The organism is Pelagerythrobacter aerophilus (genome assembly GCF_003581645.1).
In the GTDB taxonomy this organism is placed as follows: Bacteria; Pseudomonadota; Alphaproteobacteria; order Sphingomonadales; family Sphingomonadaceae; genus Pelagerythrobacter; species Pelagerythrobacter aerophilus.
Window position 1 is genome coordinate 592830 of record NZ_QXFK01000018.1, and the last position, 17066, is coordinate 609895.

At 70.0% G+C, this 17066-nt stretch carries 18 protein-coding genes, 1 riboswitch and 1 other annotated feature; of the genes, 8 read left to right on the top strand and 10 right to left on the bottom strand.

The annotated features are described in order from the left end of the window. Nucleotides 1–26 precede the first annotated feature (26 nt). Nucleotides 27–213, top strand: a riboswitch (cobalamin riboswitch). A gap of 175 nt (nucleotides 214–388) precedes the next feature. From D2V04_RS13605 to D2V04_RS13615, 3 genes are read left to right on the top strand one after another with little or no spacing between them, the layout of a single operon-like run. Then, nucleotides 389–1267: an ABC transporter substrate-binding protein gene (locus D2V04_RS13605; RefSeq protein ID WP_119514209.1), complete on the top strand. Its 879-nt coding sequence runs from the start codon at nucleotides 389–391 to the stop codon at nucleotides 1265–1267. Next, nucleotides 1264–2247, top strand: a complete 984-nt coding sequence (locus D2V04_RS13610) for a FecCD family ABC transporter permease (protein ID WP_119514210.1) — start codon at nucleotides 1264–1266, stop codon at nucleotides 2245–2247. Before D2V04_RS13605 ends, D2V04_RS13610 begins: the two co-directional genes overlap by 4 nt. After that, a complete protein-coding gene (locus D2V04_RS13615) occupies nucleotides 2244–3020 on the top strand; it encodes an ABC transporter ATP-binding protein (protein ID WP_119514211.1) in 777 nt (258 codons plus the stop codon). Before D2V04_RS13610 ends, D2V04_RS13615 begins: the two co-directional genes overlap by 4 nt. A 7-nt stretch (nucleotides 3021–3027) precedes the next feature. Here D2V04_RS13615 and purD read toward each other — a convergent pair whose 3' ends face one another. Next, nucleotides 3028–4317: a phosphoribosylamine--glycine ligase gene (gene purD, locus D2V04_RS13620; RefSeq protein WP_119514212.1), complete on the bottom strand. Its 1290-nt coding sequence runs from the start codon at nucleotides 4315–4317 to the stop codon at nucleotides 3028–3030. Here purD and xseA point away from each other — a divergent pair. The 4 genes from xseA to D2V04_RS13640 are packed head-to-tail and all read left to right on the top strand — an operon-like array spanning nucleotide 4316 to nucleotide 7981. Beyond that, on the top strand, nucleotides 4316–5797 hold the full coding sequence (gene xseA, locus D2V04_RS13625) for an exodeoxyribonuclease VII large subunit (RefSeq protein ID WP_119514213.1): 1482 nt from the start codon (nucleotides 4316–4318) through the stop codon (nucleotides 5795–5797). The two genes, purD and xseA, sit on opposite strands and share 2 nt — an antisense overlap. Nucleotides 5798–5815: 18 nt before the next feature. Then, on the top strand, nucleotides 5816–6034 hold the full coding sequence (locus D2V04_RS13630) for a DUF2093 domain-containing protein (protein WP_119514309.1): 219 nt from the start codon (nucleotides 5816–5818) through the stop codon (nucleotides 6032–6034). Further along, a complete protein-coding gene (locus D2V04_RS13635) occupies nucleotides 6031–6969 on the top strand; it encodes a M23 family metallopeptidase (protein WP_119514214.1) in 939 nt (312 codons plus the stop codon). The genes D2V04_RS13630 and D2V04_RS13635 overlap by 4 nt, the downstream gene beginning before the upstream one ends. A 40-nt stretch (nucleotides 6970–7009) precedes the next feature. After that, nucleotides 7010–7981 (top strand): esterase-like activity of phytase family protein, encoded by a 972-nt coding sequence (locus D2V04_RS13640; protein ID WP_119514215.1) that lies wholly within the window; start codon nucleotides 7010–7012, stop codon nucleotides 7979–7981. A gap of 88 nt (nucleotides 7982–8069) precedes the next feature. Here D2V04_RS13640 and rpmB read toward each other — a convergent pair whose 3' ends face one another. After that, nucleotides 8070–8357 (bottom strand): 50S ribosomal protein L28, encoded by a 288-nt coding sequence (gene rpmB / locus D2V04_RS13645; RefSeq protein ID WP_119514216.1) that lies wholly within the window; start codon nucleotides 8355–8357, stop codon nucleotides 8070–8072. A gap of 132 nt (nucleotides 8358–8489) precedes the next feature. On the opposite strand from rpmB, the gene tadA reads away from it, so the two are divergent. After that, nucleotides 8490–8945, top strand: a complete 456-nt coding sequence (gene tadA, locus D2V04_RS13650; RefSeq protein WP_119514217.1) for a tRNA adenosine(34) deaminase TadA — start codon at nucleotides 8490–8492, stop codon at nucleotides 8943–8945. An 8-nt stretch (nucleotides 8946–8953) separates the two neighbouring features. On the opposite strand, the gene D2V04_RS13655 is transcribed toward tadA, so the two are convergent. The 8 genes from D2V04_RS13655 to D2V04_RS13690 form a co-directional block, all read right to left on the bottom strand. After that, nucleotides 8954–9664, bottom strand: coding sequence for a ribonuclease T2 family protein (locus D2V04_RS13655; protein WP_228766443.1), 711 nt, complete (start codon nucleotides 9662–9664; stop codon nucleotides 8954–8956). Then, nucleotides 9661–10086, bottom strand: a complete 426-nt coding sequence (locus D2V04_RS13660; protein ID WP_147391829.1) for a hypothetical protein — start codon at nucleotides 10084–10086, stop codon at nucleotides 9661–9663. Before D2V04_RS13660 ends, D2V04_RS13655 begins: the two co-directional genes overlap by 4 nt. 56 nt (nucleotides 10087–10142) lie before the next feature. Continuing rightward, on the bottom strand, nucleotides 10143–11003 hold the full coding sequence (gene nadC, locus D2V04_RS13665) for a carboxylating nicotinate-nucleotide diphosphorylase (RefSeq protein ID WP_119514311.1): 861 nt from the start codon (nucleotides 11001–11003) through the stop codon (nucleotides 10143–10145). A gap of 88 nt (nucleotides 11004–11091) precedes the next feature. After that, on the bottom strand, nucleotides 11092–13266 hold the full coding sequence (locus tag D2V04_RS13670) for a S9 family peptidase (RefSeq protein WP_119514312.1): 2175 nt from the start codon (nucleotides 13264–13266) through the stop codon (nucleotides 11092–11094). 60 nt (nucleotides 13267–13326) lie between these two features. Next, nucleotides 13327–14193 carry a universal stress protein gene (locus D2V04_RS13675; protein WP_228766444.1) on the bottom strand — a complete coding sequence of 289 codons (867 nt, stop codon included), beginning with the start codon at nucleotides 14191–14193 and terminating at the stop codon, nucleotides 13327–13329. After that, the gene (locus D2V04_RS13680) at nucleotides 14193–15677 is read right to left on the bottom strand and encodes a SulP family inorganic anion transporter (protein WP_119514219.1); all 1485 of its coding nucleotides are present in this window, start codon (nucleotides 15675–15677) and stop codon (nucleotides 14193–14195) included. The genes D2V04_RS13675 and D2V04_RS13680 overlap by 1 nt, the downstream gene beginning before the upstream one ends. Nucleotides 15678–15766: 89 nt before the next feature. Then, nucleotides 15767–15820 (bottom strand) — a sequence feature (sul1 is cis-regulatory element that is thought to sense ions involved in sulfur or methionine metabolism; They are found in Alphaproteobacteria). Between the two features lie 61 nt (nucleotides 15821–15881). Continuing rightward, a complete protein-coding gene (locus D2V04_RS13685) occupies nucleotides 15882–16580 on the bottom strand; it encodes a hypothetical protein (RefSeq protein ID WP_147391830.1) in 699 nt (232 codons plus the stop codon). Next, the gene (locus D2V04_RS13690; protein ID WP_228766445.1) at nucleotides 16577–17041 is read right to left on the bottom strand and encodes an RNA polymerase sigma factor; all 465 of its coding nucleotides are present in this window, start codon (nucleotides 17039–17041) and stop codon (nucleotides 16577–16579) included. Before D2V04_RS13690 ends, D2V04_RS13685 begins: the two co-directional genes overlap by 4 nt. Nucleotides 17042–17066 lie beyond the last annotated feature (25 nt).

A 17066-nucleotide genomic window follows, 5' to 3' on the forward strand; every position in this document is an offset into this window, starting at 1 on the left:
GCTCGCGCGCCGCAAGTGCCGCGCCAGACGGTGCCGCACGCGCTTCACGCACGGGCGGCTAAGAGGGAAGCCGGTGCGATGCCGGCGCTGTGCCCGCAACTGTAGGCGGGGAGCCCCGGGCCATCACGTCACTGGAAATCGTTCCGAAAACGGAATGATTTTCCGGGAAGACGGCCCAGGGGCGCCGATCCGCAAGCCAGGAGACCTGCCGTCGCGTCGTTCGTCCGGGGAGCCGGGTAAGCTCGATCGGACGGGAAACGCGTTTTCCCGCAGAAGCGACAGCCATCGGCCGGGCTACCGGCGCCGGGGGTGAGCAGCCCCCGGCGGGCCAAGACTGTCCAGGCGATGCGGGGTTCCGAGCCTCCCCGCGCGCGATCGGGGTTCCGCCATGCGCGATGCAGCGGAAGGCATATTGCGAAGGAGCCGGCTGGCGGCAGGCCTTGCCGCGCTTGCGGTGCTCGTCCTCAGCGGCTGCGCTTCGGCGCCTGAACCGTCCGCCGCGCCCGGCGCCGCGCCGCAGCGCATCGTCAGCCTCGATTATTGCGCCGACCAGTACGTGCTCCGCTTCGCCGAGCGCGATGCGATCCTCGCGCTGTCGCCCTACGCGGCGGAGCGCTTTTCCTACATGCGCGCCGAGGCGGAGGGACTGCCGACAGTGCGGCCGCGCACCGCCGATATTCTCGCGCTCCAGCCCGATCTCGTGGTTCGCTCCTTCGGCGGAGGCGCCGACGTGGTGCCGTTCCTTGAGGAACTCGGCGTGCCGGTGGTCCAGATCGGCTTTCCGCAGACGATCGCCGAGGTGCGCGACGAGGTCCTGCGCGTCGGCAGCGCGCTCGGGGCGGGGGATGAGGCACGGCAGGTTGCGGCCGACATGGACCGCCGCCTCGCCGCCCTGCCCGCGCCGCCCGAGAAGCGCCGCACCGCGCTCTACATGACGCCGGGAGGCATGACCTCGGGCGAGGGAACGCTGGTTCACGAGATCCTGCGCACCGCGGGCCTCGCCAATTTCCAGGATCGCCCCGGCTGGAATACCCTCCCGCTCGAACGGCTCGCCTACGAACACCCGGACGTGGTCGCCGCGGCGTTCTACGAGGGAGTCGAAAGCCAGGCTGAAATCTGGAGCGCCGCGCGCCATCCGGTCGCCCGCGCGCAGCTCGAGAACCGGCCCGTCGTGCCGCTCGAAGGCGCCTGGACGAGCTGCGGCGGCTGGTTCCTGATCGACGCGATCGAAGCCCTGTCGCACGCGGCGCAGGGGGAAGCGCAATGACAGCCCGCGCCAACGCCCTGCTCGTGCTCGCGCTGGTCGGCGCGGTTCTGCTCGCCCTGCTGCTCGGCTCGGTGCCGCTGTCGCCCGTGCGGGTGCTGAGCGCCTTGGGCCTGCAAGGGAATCCGGGGGATACGCTGGTCGTCTGGCAGATCCGCCTGCCCCGCGCGCTCGCCGCCGCCGTGGTGGGCGCGGCGCTGGGCATGAGCGGCGCGGCGCTGCAGGGCCTGCTGCGCAATCCGCTCGCCGAGCCGGGCATTCTCGGCGTCTCCGCCACCGCCGCGCTGTTCGCGACGTTCGTGCTGTTCTTCGGCCTCGCCGGGGCCGGACCGCTGGTCCTGCCCCTCGCCGCGATCGCGGGGGCGCTGGCGGCGACGCTGGTGGTGGCGGTCGCGGCGCTGCGGACCCGCTCGGCCGTGACACTGATCCTCGTCGGCATCGGCCTGTCGAGCTTCTCCGCCGCGCTGATGGCGCTGCTGATGAACCTCGCGCCGAATCCCTTCACGCTGGCCGACATGATCAACTGGACGCTGGGCACGGTCGCCAATCGCAGCTTCGCCGATCTCGCCTATGCCGCGCCGTTCCTTGCGATCGGCGGCGCGATCCTGCTTACGACCCGCCGGGGCCTCGCGGCACTGGCATTGGGGGAGGAGGCCGCCGAGGGGGTCGGGCTAGATCTCAGGCGGCAGCGGCTCGCGGTGATCCTCGGCGCGGGGCTGGCGACCGGCGCAGCGGTCTCACTCGCGGGCGCGATCGGCTTCGTGGGCATCGTCGCGCCGCATCTCGTCCGGCCGTTCGTCGGCTACGATCCGGCGCGCCTGCTGGCGCCTTCGGCCCTGCTCGGCGCACTGGTGCTGGTTCTCGCCGATATCGGCGTGCGGCTTCTGTCGACCGACTCCGAGCTGCGGCTGGGCGTGGTCGCCGCGCTGATCGGGGCGCCGATCTTCGTCTGGATCGCCGCGCGCGGGAGGCTCGTGCGATGAGCGTACTCGAAGCCCGCGGGCTCGCCTACCGCGCCGAGGGGCGGCCGCTGGTCGAAGACGCGAGCTTCCGGCTCGAACCGGGCGAGCTGACCATGCTGATCGGCCCCAACGGCTCGGGCAAGTCGACCCTGCTGCGGCTCGCGCTCGGCCTCCTCGCCCCAGCTGCGGGCGAAGCGCTGATCGACGGCGCCAGCGTCCGCAGTCTTTCGCCGATGGCCCGCGCGCGCAAGGCGGCCTACCTGCCGCAGACCCGCCCGCTCGCCTGGCCCATGCCGGTGCGCGACGTGATCGCCCTCGGCCGCTTCGCCTACGGCGCGGCGCCTGGTCGGCTCGCGGCAGAGGACGCCGCGGCGGTCGCGCGCGCGATCGCGGCCTGCCGCCTCGCCGGGTTCGAAGACCGCGCTGCCGACACGCTCTCCGGCGGCGAGCTGGCGCGGGTCCACCTCGCGCGGGCGCTGGCGGCGGAAGCGCCGCTGCTGGTGGCGGACGAGCCGGTCGCCGCGCTCGACCCGCGCTACCAGCACGAGGTCGCGCAGCTCTTCGCCGCCGCCGCGCACGAGGGGCGCGGGGTGCTCACCGTGGTCCACGACCTCACGCTCGCCGCGCGCTACGCCGACCGGCTTATCTGGATGAAGAACGGCCGGATCGTCGCCGACGGCAGCGTCGCCGAGACGATGACGGCAGAGCGACTCGCCCATGTGTTCGGGATCGAAGCCGAAATCGCGCACAGCGGATCGCGGATGTCGCTGACCGTCGCCGGCCCGGCCCGCTGACCGCGCGTTACTGGCCCGCTTCGCGCTCGACCTCGCGCCAGCCGATATCGCGGCGGCAGAACCCGCTCGGGAAGTCGATCGCGTCGACTGCCCGGTAGGCCACCGCCTGCGCGGCGGTGACATCGGCGCCGCACGCCGTCACGTTGAGCACCCGCCCGCCGCTGGCGACGAGCGTGTCCCCCTCCAGCCGGGTGCCGGCGTGGAAGACCTTGGCGCCTTCCGCTTCCGCCTGGCCGAGCTCGATCGCGCCGCCCTTCTCGGGCGCGCCGGGATAGCCGTTGGCGGCCACGACGACCGTCAGCGCCGCCTTCTCCGAACGCTTGACCGGCGGCTGCGTGGCAAGGCTGCTGGTGGCGCAGGCGAGCATCAGTTCGCCCAGATCGCTCTCCAGCCGCATCATCAGGACCTGGCACTCGGGATCGCCGAAGCGGCAGTTGTATTCGATCAGCTTGGGCCCGTCGTCGGTCAGCATCAGCCCGGCGTAGAGCACGCCCGAGTAGGGCATGCCTTCGTCGGCCATGGTCTTCACCGTCGGCACGATGATGCGCTTGAGCACCTCGCCGTGCATCGCAGGCGTCAGCACCTTGGCCGGGCTGTAGGCGCCCATGCCGCCCGTGTTCGGGCCCGTGTCCCCGTCGCCGACGCGCTTGTGATCCTGCGCCGTGCCGAACGGCAGGATCGTAGCGCCGTCGGTGAGGGCAAAGAAGCTCGCTTCCTCGCCTTCCATGAATTCCTCGATCACGACTTCGGCGCCGGCTTCTCCGAACTGGCCGCCGAACATGTCGGCCAGCGCGGCTTCGGCCTCGGCGCGGTCCTGCGCGATCACCACGCCCTTGCCCGCGGCGAGCCCATCGGCCTTGAGCACATAGGGCGCCTCGAACCGGCCGAGCGCAGCCTTGGCTTCGTCGAGCGATGTGGTGCGGACGTAGCCGGCGGTCGGAATGCCCGCTCGTTCGCACAGATCCTTGGTGAACCCCTTGCTCCCCTCGAGCTGCGCGGCGGCCTTTGAAGGGCCGAACACCGCGACTCCCTCGCCGCGCAGCGAATCGGCCAGCCCGTCGACCAGCGGCGCCTCCGGCCCGATCACGACCAGGCCGATGCGCTTGTCCTCGCAGAAGGCGATCACAGCGGCGTGATCGGTGGCATCGAGCGCGACGCATTCGGCATGGTCGGCGATCCCGGGGTTGCCGGGCGCGGCGTAGAACTTATCCTCGGGTCGCGACAGCAGGCGGGATTGCGCCAGCTTCCACGCCAGCGCATGTTCGCGCCCGCCCGAGCCCAGCAGAAGGATGTTCATGGCCGCTCCAGATTTCGACGATGGTGGCAGTAACGGCGGGCTCGTAGCGCGCTCGGCCAAAGGGGACAACGCCGCGCCGCTCTCGATCACGGAAATATCGAACCTGCTCAAGCGAACGGTCGAGGACCGGTTCGGCTTCGTGCGGCTGCGCGGCGAGCTTTCCGGGGTGAAGCGCGCCGCCTCGGGCCACGTCTATTGCTGCCTCAAGGACGAAGGCGCGGTGATCGACGGGGTCATGTGGCGCACGACGGCGCAGCGGCTCACCTTCGTGCCGGAGGACGGGCTGGAAGTCGTCGCCAGCGGCAAGCTGACGACTTATCCCGGCCGCTCGAAATACCAGATCGTCATCGACAGCCTGGAGATCGCCGGTGAAGGCGCGCTGCTCGCGCTGCTGGAGAAGACGCGCCAGCGGCTTGCAGCGGAGGGCCTCTTCGCTCCCGAGCGCAAGCGGCCGCTGCCGTTCCTGCCGCGCACGATCGGCGTCGTCACCAGCCCGACCGGCGCGGTGATCCGCGATATCCTGCACCGCCTGGCAGACCGGTTTCCAAGCCATGTCGTCGTCTGGCCGGTGCTGGTGCAGGGGCAAGGTTCGGCCGAGCAGGTCGCCGCCGCGGTGCGCGGGTTCGGCGCCCTGGCGGCGGACGGCCCGGTGCCGCGCCCCGACCTGCTGATCGTCGCGCGCGGCGGCGGATCGATCGAGGACTTGTGGAGCTTCAACGAGGAGATCGTGGTCCGCGCGATCGCCGAAAGCCCGATTCCTGTGATCTCCGCGGTCGGGCACGAGACCGACACGACGCTCGCCGATCATGCCGCCGACCGCCGCGCGCCGACCCCTACGGCGGCAGCAGAGATAGCGGTGCCGGTGCGCGGCGAGCTCGCGGCAACCGTCGCCGACTTCGCCGCGCGCAAGCGCCGCGCAATCCTGCGCCCGGTGGCGATCGGACGCGAGCGGCTGGAAGCGCGCGTCCAGCGCCTACCTAAGCCCGAGGCGCTGCTCCAGCCGCAGGCGCAGAAGCTCGACGAGCTGGCAGAGCGCCTGCGCCGCGGGCTCAAGGACCGCGCAGCGCAGGCGCGCGAGCGGCTGCAGGCCGATGCGGCGCGGCTCTCACCGGCCAGCCTCCGCCACCGGATCGACCGCGCGCAGGATCGGCTGGACGCCGCGCGCCTCACGCCCCTGCTCGCCACCGCCCGCCTCCAGCGCGAGCGCGAGCGTTTCGCGGCGCTCGAACGCCTGCACGCCTCGCTCAACCCCAAGGCGCCGCTCGCGCGCGGGTTCGTGCTGGTGAAGGATGCGGGCGGGGAGCTCGTGCGTTCGCGCAGCGCCGCAGCCGTGCAGGCCCGACTCGAGATCGAGTTTGCCGACGGCCTTCTCCCCGTCGTGCCCGCCGGTTCAGCGCTCGGCAACCCGCCGCCGCGCAAAGTGCCCAAACGCCCTGCCGGCGCACCGCCGCGGCAGGACGATTTGTTCGATCTCGAATGACTTGCTAGGGCGATGGCCATGTTGATGAATTCCGGCAGCAACGGCGAAGCGAAGCTCGCTTACGGCCCCAATGGCTTTCGCGTGATGCGCCCCGGTCAGCACGTGTTCTGCGCCGTCACGGGCGAGGCCATCCCGCTGGAGGAGCTGCGCTACTGGAGCGTCGACCGGCAGGAACCTTATGCCAGTGCCGAGATCGCCACGCGGCGCCTGACGCACGACTCGTCCTCGGGCGAATGAGCCGCGCGGCCTTTTCCCTTCGCGCGCTGACCGGCCTTGCAGCCACCGCCGCGCTCGCGAGCTGCATTCCATCGCCCGAGGTTCCGGACGCCGTGGTCCAGCCGATCCCGGCACCCGTGCCGAGCCCGACGCCAAGTCCCATGCCCAGCCCCACCCCCACTCCGCTGCCCGGCCCGACGACCTTTCTCTTCCAGGGCGAGGCGACGCAGGGCGGCTGGATCCGTGGGCAGGCCCCGGCCGGAACGGTCTCCGCGCGCCTCGGCGAGCAGGAGCTTGCGCTCGACGCCGAGGGCCGCTTCTTCGCCGCCTTCGACCGCGATGCTGAACCGTCGGCCAGGCTCGTCGCCACCCTCTCCAACGGACGCACGATCGAGAGCCCGATCACCGTCAGCCCGCGTGACTGGAACATCGAGCACGTGAACGTCGCACGCCGGTCCGGCGGGGCGAGCGAGGCGTTCATGAAGATCCGGCGGCCGGAGCTGGAGCAGATCTACGCCGCGCGCGAGATCGAATCGGATATCGACGGCTGGCGGCAGGATTTCATCTGGCCGGTGACCGGACGAATTTCCGGCCGCTTCGGCTCGCAGCGCGTCTACCGCGGCGAACCGGGCGCCTATCACTCGGGCCTCGACATCGCGACGGGCGAGAGCGGCACGCCGTTCGTCGCGCCCGCCGACGGTGTGGTGGTGCTCGCGACCGACCAGCCCTTCAGTCTCGAGGGCAACCTGCTGATTATCGACCATGGGCAGGGGCTCAATAGCGCCTTCCTCCACCTCTCGCGGATCGCCGTGAAGGAAGGCCAGGTCGTGCGCCGGGGGCAGTACATCGGCAACATCGGCTCCAGCGGCCGCGCGACCGGGCCACATCTGCACTGGAGCCTCAAGTGGCGCGACGCGCGTCTCGACCCGCTGCTTTTCCTCGGCCCGATGCCGTGACCGCTTGACCGGCCGGCGAGGAACGGCGACCCGCACGGCCATGCGCCGCCCCACGCGAATCCGGCTCCTCGCGATCCTCGCGGTCGTGGTGCTCGCAGCGCCCGGTACGTGGCTGCGCACGGTGCCGGTGCAGGACTTGCGGCCCATCCTCGAAATCACGCCTGTCGAGGTCGACCAATCCCGCATCGGCGAATTCGCGATCGAAGGGGTGTGGGAACTGCGCAGCGCGAACAGCCACTTCGGCGGTTATTCCGCCCTGCTCGCCCTGCCGGACGGGCGCCTTCTCGCCGCCAGCGACCGCGGGCGTTTCCTGCGCTTCGCCCCGCCCGGCGCCGCCCCGCAGCCGCCCGAATTCGGGGCGATCGGCGGTGAGGCTACCGAGAACAAGCACGCCGTGGACGCCGAAGCGCTGGCCAGCGACCCGGCGGCGGACCACATCTGGGTCGCATACGAAGGGCGCAATTCGATCGTCCGCTTCGGCCGGGAGCTGGTCGAGGGCGAGTCGATCTCTCCGCCGGCGATGGAAGGCTGGTCGAGCAACAGCGGCCCCGAGGCGCTGGCGCGGCTATCGGACGGGCGCTTCCTCGTTCTGCAGGAGGGGCGTTCCGACTGGTCGGAGCGGAGCCATGAGGGGCTGCTGTTTCCCGGCGATCCCGTTGAAGGCGCCGCTCCGGTCGAATTCCGCTACGCGCCCCCGGCAGGCTACCGCCCGGTGGATGCCACGCCGCTGCCTGACGGCCGGGTGCTGATCCTCCACCGGGCGGTCACGCTAGGGTTGCCCTATGCCTTCGCCGTGCGCATCGCGGTGGCGGATCCGGACGAGATCCGCGCCGACAAGGTCTGGCGCGGGCGCGACATCGGCGCGATCGCGGCCCCGCTGCCGGCCGATAACTTCGAAGGAATCGCCGCCGTCCCTCGCCCCGACGGATCGGTGACCGTGTGGCTCATCAGCGACGACAACACCGCCGTGCTCCAGCGCACGCTTCTCTATCGGCTGCGCTGGACGCCCTGACGCCGGACACAGCGAAAGGGCGCGCGAATCACTTCGCACGCCCTTTTCGAAATCCTGCTCGCGAGGGTGCCCGCAGGCGCCGCGCGGATCAGGCGGCGGTCTGCGCCTTCTTGAGCTCGCGCTTCACCTTAAGCGCGCGCGCGCTGAGCTTCTCATCGCCGGTCTTGAGCAGCCAGTTGTCGAGGCCGCCGTTGTGCTCCACCGAGCGCAGACCGTGGGTCGAGACGCGGAACTTGAAGCTGCGGTCCAGCTTCTCGCTCATCAGCGTGACGTGCTGCAGGTTCGGCAGGAAGACACGCTTGGTCTTGTTGTTGGCGTGGCTCACGTTGTGGCCGACCTGGCGGCCCTTGCCGGTCAGTTCGCAGATGCGCGACATGGGAAAATCTCTCGTTCGTGATCTGATGGGACTGTAGGCCATGCCCGTCCCGGAAAGCGGCGCGCTTAGCGGGGCCTATGCGAATCGTCAAGCGCGTTGCGCCCGGTGCGGGGTGCGGCTAGCCCCCATGCCATGAGCCGCTGGCCGATCCCCGACCCCATGCAACGCGCGCTGGCCCTCGCGCAAGAGGCCGCAGATGCCGGCGAAGTGCCGATCGGGGCGGTCGTGGTGCGGGATGGCGCGATCGTCGGCGAGGGCCGCAACGCCCCGCGCGCGGCGCACGACCCGACCGCCCATGCCGAGATCGCCGCGATCCGCGCCGCCGCCTCAGCCCTGGGCGACGAACGCCTGGCCGGCTGCGAACTGTGGGTCACGCTCGAGCCCTGTGCGATGTGCGCCGGTGCGATCGTCCACGCCCGCATTGCCCGCCTTTACTACGCCGCGCCCGATCCCAAGGGAGGCGCGGTCGAACATGGCGCGCGCGTGTTCGACCACCCGCAGAGCCTGCACCGGCCGGAGGTCTATTCGGGCATGGGCGAAGCCGAGGCGGCCAACCTGCTGCGCGCCTTCTTCCGCGAGCGGCGGTAGCCGCCGCCCTACAATCCCCGCCAGATCTTCACCGGCGCCGAATCCCTCGCGCCATATCGCCGGGCGTCGCACTTCGTTGGCCGGAAGTCCCTGCCGTAGCAGAGCCGCAACTCCTCCAGCCAACCCCGCCGGTCGAGATGCACTCCCACCGCATCCGCCCGCCAGCCGCGGTTGGCGAGCAGGAACCGTTCGCGGATCGCACCTGCCGTCAGCCCCTCCTGCCGCGAGAGCCGGTCCATGTCGGGAAAGCGCAGGCTGTTCCACAGGATGCGGGTGACCTTGAAGTAGGTCTCGGGCTTCGCGACCATGCAACTGCCGTGCTTGGTCCACTGCCGCGCCGCGAGCGCGGCGGAGGGCATCATGCACAAGTTCCGCCGCACCTCTGCCGGCGACACGCGCCGCGCGGTTGGGCACCACTGCGGCCAGGTGCCGCGCCCCTCCGGCCACAACCCGTGAACCACGAACCCGAAGCGTCCGTTACGGCCCGAGCACTGCATTCGCTGCGCCGCCTGCCCTTCGCGCCCCTTGCAGAACTCGGGCGACCACGACAGCGCCAGCGTATATCCCCGCACCGGCACCTGCCGCACCGGCCCCTCCCGCGCGACCTCGGGCACCGAAACGCTGCGCGGCACCTGACATTGATAGGCCTGCGCATACGCCGGCGCGGCGATGGCCGTGGCCAGAAACCCGGCGACGGCGGCGACCCGACGCGAACTCACTCGAACGTGGAGGAGTCGACTTCCTTTCGGTCGAGCCAGGCTTTCGCGTCCGGCCGGAAAAGGAAGTAGATCGCAGCCACCTGCATCACTGTGATCACGACTGATGCGATCATCGTGGCGCTCGGCATCTGGGCAAGCGATCCGGGGAGCATGATGATTCCCAGGACGGTGAATGCGATGAGGATCCACTTCGCGATCTTGCTGCGCATGCGAGAGATGAAGAACCACAGCAGCAGGGTGATGAGCATACCGACGGCAAAAGTGCCGATGGCGAAACCCGCACCCAGCCCGACCTCGGCCACGGCCGGGTCGGATTGGAGAACTTCCATGGTATCGCCGAAACTGAAGGCGAAATTCACCGTCCCCAGAACGAGTGAGCCGAGCAGCAGGTAGTCGAACATCTTGATAGATTGCGGCCGCATATTATCCCCCCTTGCGTCTTGCAGCGGCATCATACGCATGGAAGCGCGAGGCGCAATCAGATCGGAGTGAAATCGAGCCCGATGTCCGCCGCGGGCGCGCTCTGGGTCAGGCGGCCGACGGAGACGTAGTCGACGCCCGTTGCAGCCTTGGCAGCGATGGTCGTCAGGTCGATGCCGCCGCTTGCCTCGGTCGGGACGCGGCCGGCGACAACGGCGACCGCCTCGCGCAGGGTCGCGGGGTCCATGTTGTCGAGCAGCAGGTGGTGCGCGCCTGCCTCCAGAGCGGGCTCGATCTGGTCGAGCCGGTCGACCTCGCAGATGATGGTCGCGACCCCGGCCTCGCGCGCGCGGCACACCGCCTCGGCGACGCCGCCGGCGACGAGGACGTGGTTGTCCTTGATCATCGCCGCGTCCCACAGCCCCATGCGGTGGTTCTGCGCACCGCCCGCGCGGGTGGCGTATTTCTCCAGATGGCGCAGGCCGGGGATCGTCTTGCGGGTGTCGAGCAGCACGCAGCGTGCATCGCCCATCGCATCGACATAGGCGTGCGTCATCGTCGCGATGCCCGAGAGGTGCTGCACGGTATTGAGCGCGCTGCGCTCCGCCGTGAGCATGGCCCGCGCCTTGCCCGAAAGGCGCATGAGGTCGGTGCCCGCGGGCACCCGCGCGCCCTCTTCCGCCAGCACCTCGATCTCGATCTCCGGATCGAGCGCGCGGAAGAAAGCCGCGGCGATCGGCAAGCCCGCCACCACGATCGCGTCGCGCGTATCCATCACCCCGGAAAAGCGCGCCGCGGCGGGGATCACGCTCTCGCTCGTGACGTCGCGTCCGCCGCCGGGCAAGCCCTCGCCCAGATCCTCCGCCAGCGTGTCGCGCACGAAGCGCCCCAAGTCGAAACCTTCGATCCGGAACGTCATGCCTTCTCCGTCGTAGCTCGCCCGCTCGTTACGAACCGACGCCGCGGAATGCCAGGACATTCCGCGGCCGAAATATCCGCCCGCGCCGTCAGTTCGCCGCCGCGGCGGGCCGCTCCCAGCCCTCGCGATAGCGGGCGAACCAGGCGAGGATGGCCGAGGCCTTGGCGGCCGATTGCGAGGGGCGCGCGGCGATGCCGCCGTGGCTGGCGCCGGGCACCTTGACCAGCGCCGTCGGTACGCCGCGCAGGCGCAGCGCCGTGTAGTACTGCTCGGATTCACTGACCGGCGTGCGGTAGTCCTCGCTACCGACCACGACCAGCGTCGGCGTCTCGACGTTGCCGACCAGCGACAGTGGCGAGAGCTTCCAATAGGTGTCCGGATCTTCCCACGGCTGGGCGCCGAGCCAGTAGCGGCCGAAGAACGCCGGGCCATCGGCGGTGAGCGCCTGCGTCGTCCAGTTGATCACCGGCTTCTGCGTGACCGCCGCCTTGAAGCGGTCGGTCTTGCCGACGATCCAGCTCGTCAGCACGCCGCCGCCCGAGCCCCCGGTGACGAACAATGCGTCGGGATCGGCGATGCCCAGCGCTATCGCCTGGTCGACGATGCTCATCAGGTCGAAGTAGTCGTTGCCGGGATAGGCCTTGTCGATCTGGTTGGCGAAGGCTTCTCCGTAGCTGGTCGAGCCGCGCGGGTTGGCCGAAAGCACGGCATAGCCGGCGGCGGCATAGAGCTGGTTGTCGGTCGAGAAATGCGGGCCGTAAGCGGCGAAGGGGCCGCCGTGGATTTCCAGGATCAGCGGCACGCGCTGCCCTTCGACATAGCCGGGCGGCAGAGTCAGCCAGCCGTCGATCTCAAGCCCGTCGTGGCTCGATGCGGCGGTGATCTTGCGCACTTCGCCGAGCGCCTTCACTGCGCGCAGCGAACGGTTGAGGTCGGTCAGCATGCGCCCCTTGCCGCCGCGGGCGATCTGCACTTCCGCGGGGCGTGTCGGGGTTCCGCCGGTGAAGGCGATGCTGTCGTCCGCGGCGACCGAGAAGCTGCCGCCGGTGTAGGGGCGGTCGAACCCGCCGCCCGACAGCCCCTCGGCCACGTCGCGAACCGATCCGTCGAGACCCACGCGCGTGACCTTGGTCTCGCCCCGCTCGTCGTACTGAACGTAGATGCCGCGGCCGTCGGCGTCCCAGGCGATGCTGGCGGCGCTGAAGTCCCAGTCGGCGGTCAGGTTGCGGCGGCCCGAACCGTCGCGGTTCATGACGTAGAGGTTGCTGTTCTCATAGGCGCGTAGCGCGTCGTCGAAGCCGAGGTAGGCGATCAGCTTCCCGTCGGGCGAGGCGAGCGGGCTGCCGTCGGGACCGTCGCGATCGGTCAGCCGGGTGAGGCCGCCGGTCGCCACGTCGAGCGCGTAGATCTCGCCTTCCAGCGGATCGGTCTGCCAGGCGGCATTGCGGTTGGCGCCGAAGTAGAGCGTGCTGCCGTCGGGCGACCAGCTCAGCGGTCCGCCGTCGTGGTAACGGCCGAAAGTGAGCTGGCGCGGCGCGCCGCCGGTGGCGGGGACGACGAAGACTTTCTCGAAGCCCGGCTCGATATAGCCCTGCCCGTCGGCACGGTAGGTCAGAAGGTCGTGGACCTCGAGCGGTTCGGCCCATTCGGCGCCTTCGGGCTTGTCCACCGGCGCCGCGCCGAGCTTCGGCCCCTCCTGCTTGACCAGCATGGTGTAGGCGATCGAGCGGCCGTCGGGCGACCAGGTCAGGTTCGACGGGCTCGTGGGCAGACCGGTGAGGCGCACCGCCTCCCCGCCCTGCATCCAGCGCACCCAGAGCTGCGGACTGCCGCCTTCGGTCGATGCATAGGCGAGGCGGTCCCCGTCGGGCGACCAGCGGGGCGAAAAGGCATCGCCTCCGCGGCCGGCGATCGGCACTTCCTCCCCGGTGCGGGTGTCGATCAGCCAGATCGTGCTCACCGTCCGGTCGGACATGATGTCGTTCGAGCGGCGGACATAGGCGATGTGGCGCCCGTCGGGGCTGATCTGCGGATCGGCGGCGATGGCGAGGTCGAACAGGTCCGCGCCGGTGAAGCGCCGCTCGGGCCCGCTGCGGTCGGTGCCCACGGCGGAACCCGACATGGCCGCGTCAGGGCGCTGCTCCGCCGAGCTCTCGGAAGCGGAGGCTTCCTGCGGTTCCTGCGGCTCCTGCGGCTCCTGCGCCAATCCGGCTTGCGCCTGAAACACCAGAAGGCTCGCGCCCAGAACCGCCAGTTTGCGCATCATAGAAGTCCCCTCGTCCAATCTCTGAACGCGGGACCCTAGCGGCACCGAAGCGGCTTGTCAGCGCACCAACAGCACCGGCGCCTTCACTGTGCGGATCATCGCTGTCGTCGTGCTGCCGACGATCATCGTCCTGATCGGCGAATGGCCGTAGGCGCCCATCATCAGCAGCGCGCCCTCGATGCCGGCGACGATCTCCCCGATCGCCTGCTCGGCCTTGCCGCGTTCGACCAACGTTTCCACGGACCGTCCGCCGGCGATCGACGCGGCCGCGCGTTCGAGCTGGTCCCGGTCGCCTTCTCCGCGCGCCTCGGCCATGACCATGGTCACCGGCAGCGCGGCGAACAGCGGCGAGTTCGCCAGACGCTCCAGCGCGCGCCCGGCGGCGGGGCTGCCGTCGTAGGCGAGCACCACGTGCCGCGGTTCATGGAATGCGCGAGCGGCGACCAGCACCGGCTTGCTGCTCGCGCGTACGACGCGCTCGATCTTCGACCCGATATGATCGCTGGCGAACTCGTGGCTCGCGCCCCGCTTGCCGATGACCACGACCCGCGCCTCCTGCTCGCGTTCGAGGATCGTCTCGACGATCCCGCCATGGCGGTGCAGCGGGACGACGTTCGCCGCGCCCGCCTCGCGCAGCAGCGCCTCGGCAGTGGCAAGGAGGGCGCGCCCCTTCTCGATCTCCGCCCGCGCATCGGCTTCGGACAAGCGGACGAGCTCTTCCATCAGCTCGCTCTTGACCCCGAGCCCGATCGAACCGGACAGGTCGCGCCGCGCGGTGACTGGATCGCTCCGCTGCACGACATGGAGCAGTTCGATCGGCAGCTCCAGCCGCGCCGCGGCCCACGCGGCAAGGCGGCAGACGCTTTCGGTGTAGGCGGACGCGTCGATCGCGGCGAGCACCCGTTCCATCGCTTTCTCTCCCATCAGTGCCCTCCAGAATGCGCTTCGGCGCCTGGCTTGTCATGCACGGCGTAGCGCTCGATCATCACCGCACTGGCCGGATTGAGTCCGACGACCTCGACCGCGGTGCCCTCGCGCCGGAACTTGAGGATCGCCTTGTCGAGCGTTCCGACTGCCGAGATGTCCCAGAAGTGCGCCCGGCCGACGTCGATCACAACGCGGTCGACGACTTCCCTGTAATCGAAAGCCGAGACGAAGCTGTCGGACGAGGCGAAGAACACCTGTCCCTCGACGCGGTAGGTGCGCGTCGCACCGTCGGCCGAGAGCTCGCTCTCGACGGTGAACAGCCGCTTGACCTTGCTCGCGAAGAACAGGCCCGACAGGATCACGCCCGCGACCACGCCCTGCGCCAGATCGTGGGTCCACACCACGACCACGACCGTCACCACCATGACCACCGAGGACTGCCAGGGATGGTGGCGGATGTCGCGGATCGAGCGCCACGAAAAAGTGCCGATCGACACCATGATCATCACCGCGACCAGCGCCGCCATCGGGATGCGCGCCACCAGCGGGCCGAGAACGACGATCAGGAACAGCAGGAACGAGCCGGCGACGAATGTCGAAAGCCGCGTCTCACCCCCCGACTTCACGTTGATCACCGACTGGCCGATCATTGCGCAGCCACCCATTCCGCCGAGGAACCCGGTGAAGAAGTTGGCGATGCCCTGCCCCTTCATCTCGCGCTGCTTGTCCGAACCGGTGTCGGTCAGGTCGTCGACGATCTGGGCCGTCAGCATCGATTCGAGCAGGCCGACGGCGGCCATGGTCGCCGAATAGGGGAAGATGATCTGCAGCGTCTCCAGCGTGAAGGGCACGTCCGGTATCAGCCACTGCGGGAGCGAGGACGGCAGCTCGCCCATGTCGCCGACGGTGCGCACATCGAACCCGGCGTAATAGACCACGACGGTCAGGATCACGATCGCCACCAGCGGCGAGGGCACGGCGCGAGTCAGGCGCGGAAACAGGTAGATGATCGCAAGACCCGCCGCGACGAACGCGTAGGTAGCGATCGGCACGCCGGTCAGCTCGGGGAGCTGCGCCATGAAGATCAGGATCGCCAGCGCGTTGACGAAGCCGGTGATCACCGAACGCGAAACGTACTGCATCAGCAGATGCAGCCGCAGGTATCCGGCCGCGATCTGGATCAGGCCCATCAGGATCGTTGCCGCGAACAGGTAATCGAGCCCGTGCTCGCGGATCAGCGGCGTGACGACCACGGCGACGGCAGCGGTCGCGGCCGAGATCATACCGGGGCGTCCGCCGACCAGCGAGATGATCACCGCGATCGAGAACGAGGCGTAGAGCCCCACGCGCGGGTCGACCCCGGCAATGATCGAGAAGCCGATCGCTTCGGGAATCAGCGCAAGCGCAACGACGGTGCCGGCGAGGATGTCGCGCCGGAGATTGGAAAGCCATTCGCGCCTGAGCGCGGGAATATCGATCATCTGAAACTACGTCCGACACACGGTGACCGGCGGGCGCAGACGCGATGCGGGTGCGATCACGATGCGCGGCGATGAAAGCCGGTCTGGAAAGTTGTCCCGGGGATAGGCGCCGGGCCGAGCCACCCGGCAGCGCCGGGTCCGGTGGAATGCAGCCGTTAGGCGGCGAACGATCACGCTGCAAGTGCGAAGAACCCGTCGAGGAGCTCAGCGCCAGCCGTTCGCTTTCGCCTCCGCTTCCGCCGCGGCATCGAGCGCCGGGCCTTGCGCCATGTCCTGCGCGCGGGCGAGGAGGGCGGCGTCGCTCGCCCCTGCCATGCGATAGTCGGTCGAGCCGCCGGCGCTGCCCTCGCCGAGGGCTTCGAGGCGCCAGCCCTGCTGGTCGCGGCAGGCGATCCCGCCGCCGCCTTCGCCGCTGAAGACACGGCAGACGTCGCCGCCCTGCGCGCGGAAGCTCAGCAGCACGCGGGTGTCCGCGCCGGGTGCCTGTTCGGCCACGAGGCGGCTGTCGAGCACGGCGGCAAGCTGCGGATCGGCATAGGGCGCGCCATCATCGCCGCTCCCGGGCAGGAACAGCACCAGCGCGAGCGACGCCGCGAGCGCCGGTCCCACGATCCACCCCCAGCGCGGAATGGTGCGCCGCGCCGCGCGGCGTTCCTTTGCTTCGGCGAAGTCGACCACCTCGGCCTCCTGCGGCTGCGTCAGCATGGCCGTCAGGCGGTCCGGCACCGGCCCCGCCGCGATCGGTGCATAGTGCTCCGCCAGCCGCGCCCGGAGAGCGCGATGCGCCTCGACCTCGTCCGCCAGAGCGGGATCGGCGGCGACCGCGGCTGCGACCTGCGCCGCACGCTCGCCGGCCAACTCCCCGTCCGCGAAAGCCGCCAACTCCTCTCTGGTCACGGTCATTGCGCTTCTCCCAGCATCGCCATCAGCGCGTCGCGCCCGCGCACCAGGCGCGAATTGAGCGTCCCCACCGGACAGCCGACGATCTCCGCCGCTTCCTTGTAGGCATAGCCTTCGACCATCACGAGCAGCACCGCCTCGCGCTGATCATCCGGCAGCTTCTGCATCGCACGGTCGACGTAGGACAGCTCGACCGCGGCTTCCTGCGCGCCCTCGCCGCCCTGGCCCGCCCCGGCTTCCTCGGCCACGAAGGTCTGCCTGCGGCGGCTGCCCGCGCGGCCCTCGTCGATCCAGATGTTGCGCATGATCCTGTACATCCAACTGTCGAGCCGCGTACCCTCCTGCCACTTGGCCCGGTTGGCGAGCGCGCGCTCGAGCGACATCTGGCAGAGGTCGTCGCCGTCCGCAGGATTACCTGCCAGCCCGGCGGCGAAACGGCGCAGCCGGGGCAGCAGGTCCAGCAAGTCCTGTTCGAACTTCGTGCTCAGT

What these genes read in the sequence shown, in the direction of transcription:
- D2V04_RS13640 (WP_119514215.1), top strand. Translation starts at nt 7,010, where the DNA reads ATGCGCCGCCCCACGCGAATCCGGCTCCTCGCGATCCTCGCGGTCGTG.
- D2V04_RS13630 (WP_119514309.1), top strand. Translation starts at nt 5,816, where the DNA reads ATGTTGATGAATTCCGGCAGCAACGGCGAAGCGAAGCTCGCTTACGGC.
- D2V04_RS13615 (WP_119514211.1), top strand. Translation starts at nt 2,244, where the DNA reads ATGAGCGTACTCGAAGCCCGCGGGCTCGCCTACCGCGCCGAGGGGCGG.
- xseA (WP_119514213.1), top strand. Translation starts at nt 4,316, where the DNA reads ATGGCCGCTCCAGATTTCGACGATGGTGGCAGTAACGGCGGGCTCGTA.
- nadC (WP_119514311.1), bottom strand. Translation starts at nt 11,003, where the DNA reads ATGACGTTCCGGATCGAAGGTTTCGACTTGGGGCGCTTCGTGCGCGAC.
- purD (WP_119514212.1), bottom strand. Translation starts at nt 4,317, where the DNA reads ATGAACATCCTTCTGCTGGGCTCGGGCGGGCGCGAACATGCGCTGGCG.
- D2V04_RS13605 (WP_119514209.1), top strand. Translation starts at nt 389, where the DNA reads ATGCGCGATGCAGCGGAAGGCATATTGCGAAGGAGCCGGCTGGCGGCA.
- rpmB (WP_119514216.1), bottom strand. Translation starts at nt 8,357, where the DNA reads ATGTCGCGCATCTGCGAACTGACCGGCAAGGGCCGCCAGGTCGGCCAC.
- D2V04_RS13610 (WP_119514210.1), top strand. Translation starts at nt 1,264, where the DNA reads ATGACAGCCCGCGCCAACGCCCTGCTCGTGCTCGCGCTGGTCGGCGCG.
- D2V04_RS13675 (WP_228766444.1), bottom strand. Translation starts at nt 14,193, where the DNA reads ATGGGAGAGAAAGCGATGGAACGGGTGCTCGCCGCGATCGACGCGTCC.
- D2V04_RS13670 (WP_119514312.1), bottom strand. Translation starts at nt 13,266, where the DNA reads ATGCGCAAACTGGCGGTTCTGGGCGCGAGCCTTCTGGTGTTTCAGGCG.
- tadA (WP_119514217.1), top strand. Translation starts at nt 8,490, where the DNA reads ATGAGCCGCTGGCCGATCCCCGACCCCATGCAACGCGCGCTGGCCCTC.
- D2V04_RS13635 (WP_119514214.1), top strand. Translation starts at nt 6,031, where the DNA reads ATGAGCCGCGCGGCCTTTTCCCTTCGCGCGCTGACCGGCCTTGCAGCC.
- D2V04_RS13660 (WP_147391829.1), bottom strand. Translation starts at nt 10,086, where the DNA reads ATGCGGCCGCAATCTATCAAGATGTTCGACTACCTGCTGCTCGGCTCA.
- D2V04_RS13685 (WP_147391830.1), bottom strand. Translation starts at nt 16,580, where the DNA reads ATGACCGTGACCAGAGAGGAGTTGGCGGCTTTCGCGGACGGGGAGTTG.
- D2V04_RS13680 (WP_119514219.1), bottom strand. Translation starts at nt 15,677, where the DNA reads ATGATCGATATTCCCGCGCTCAGGCGCGAATGGCTTTCCAATCTCCGG.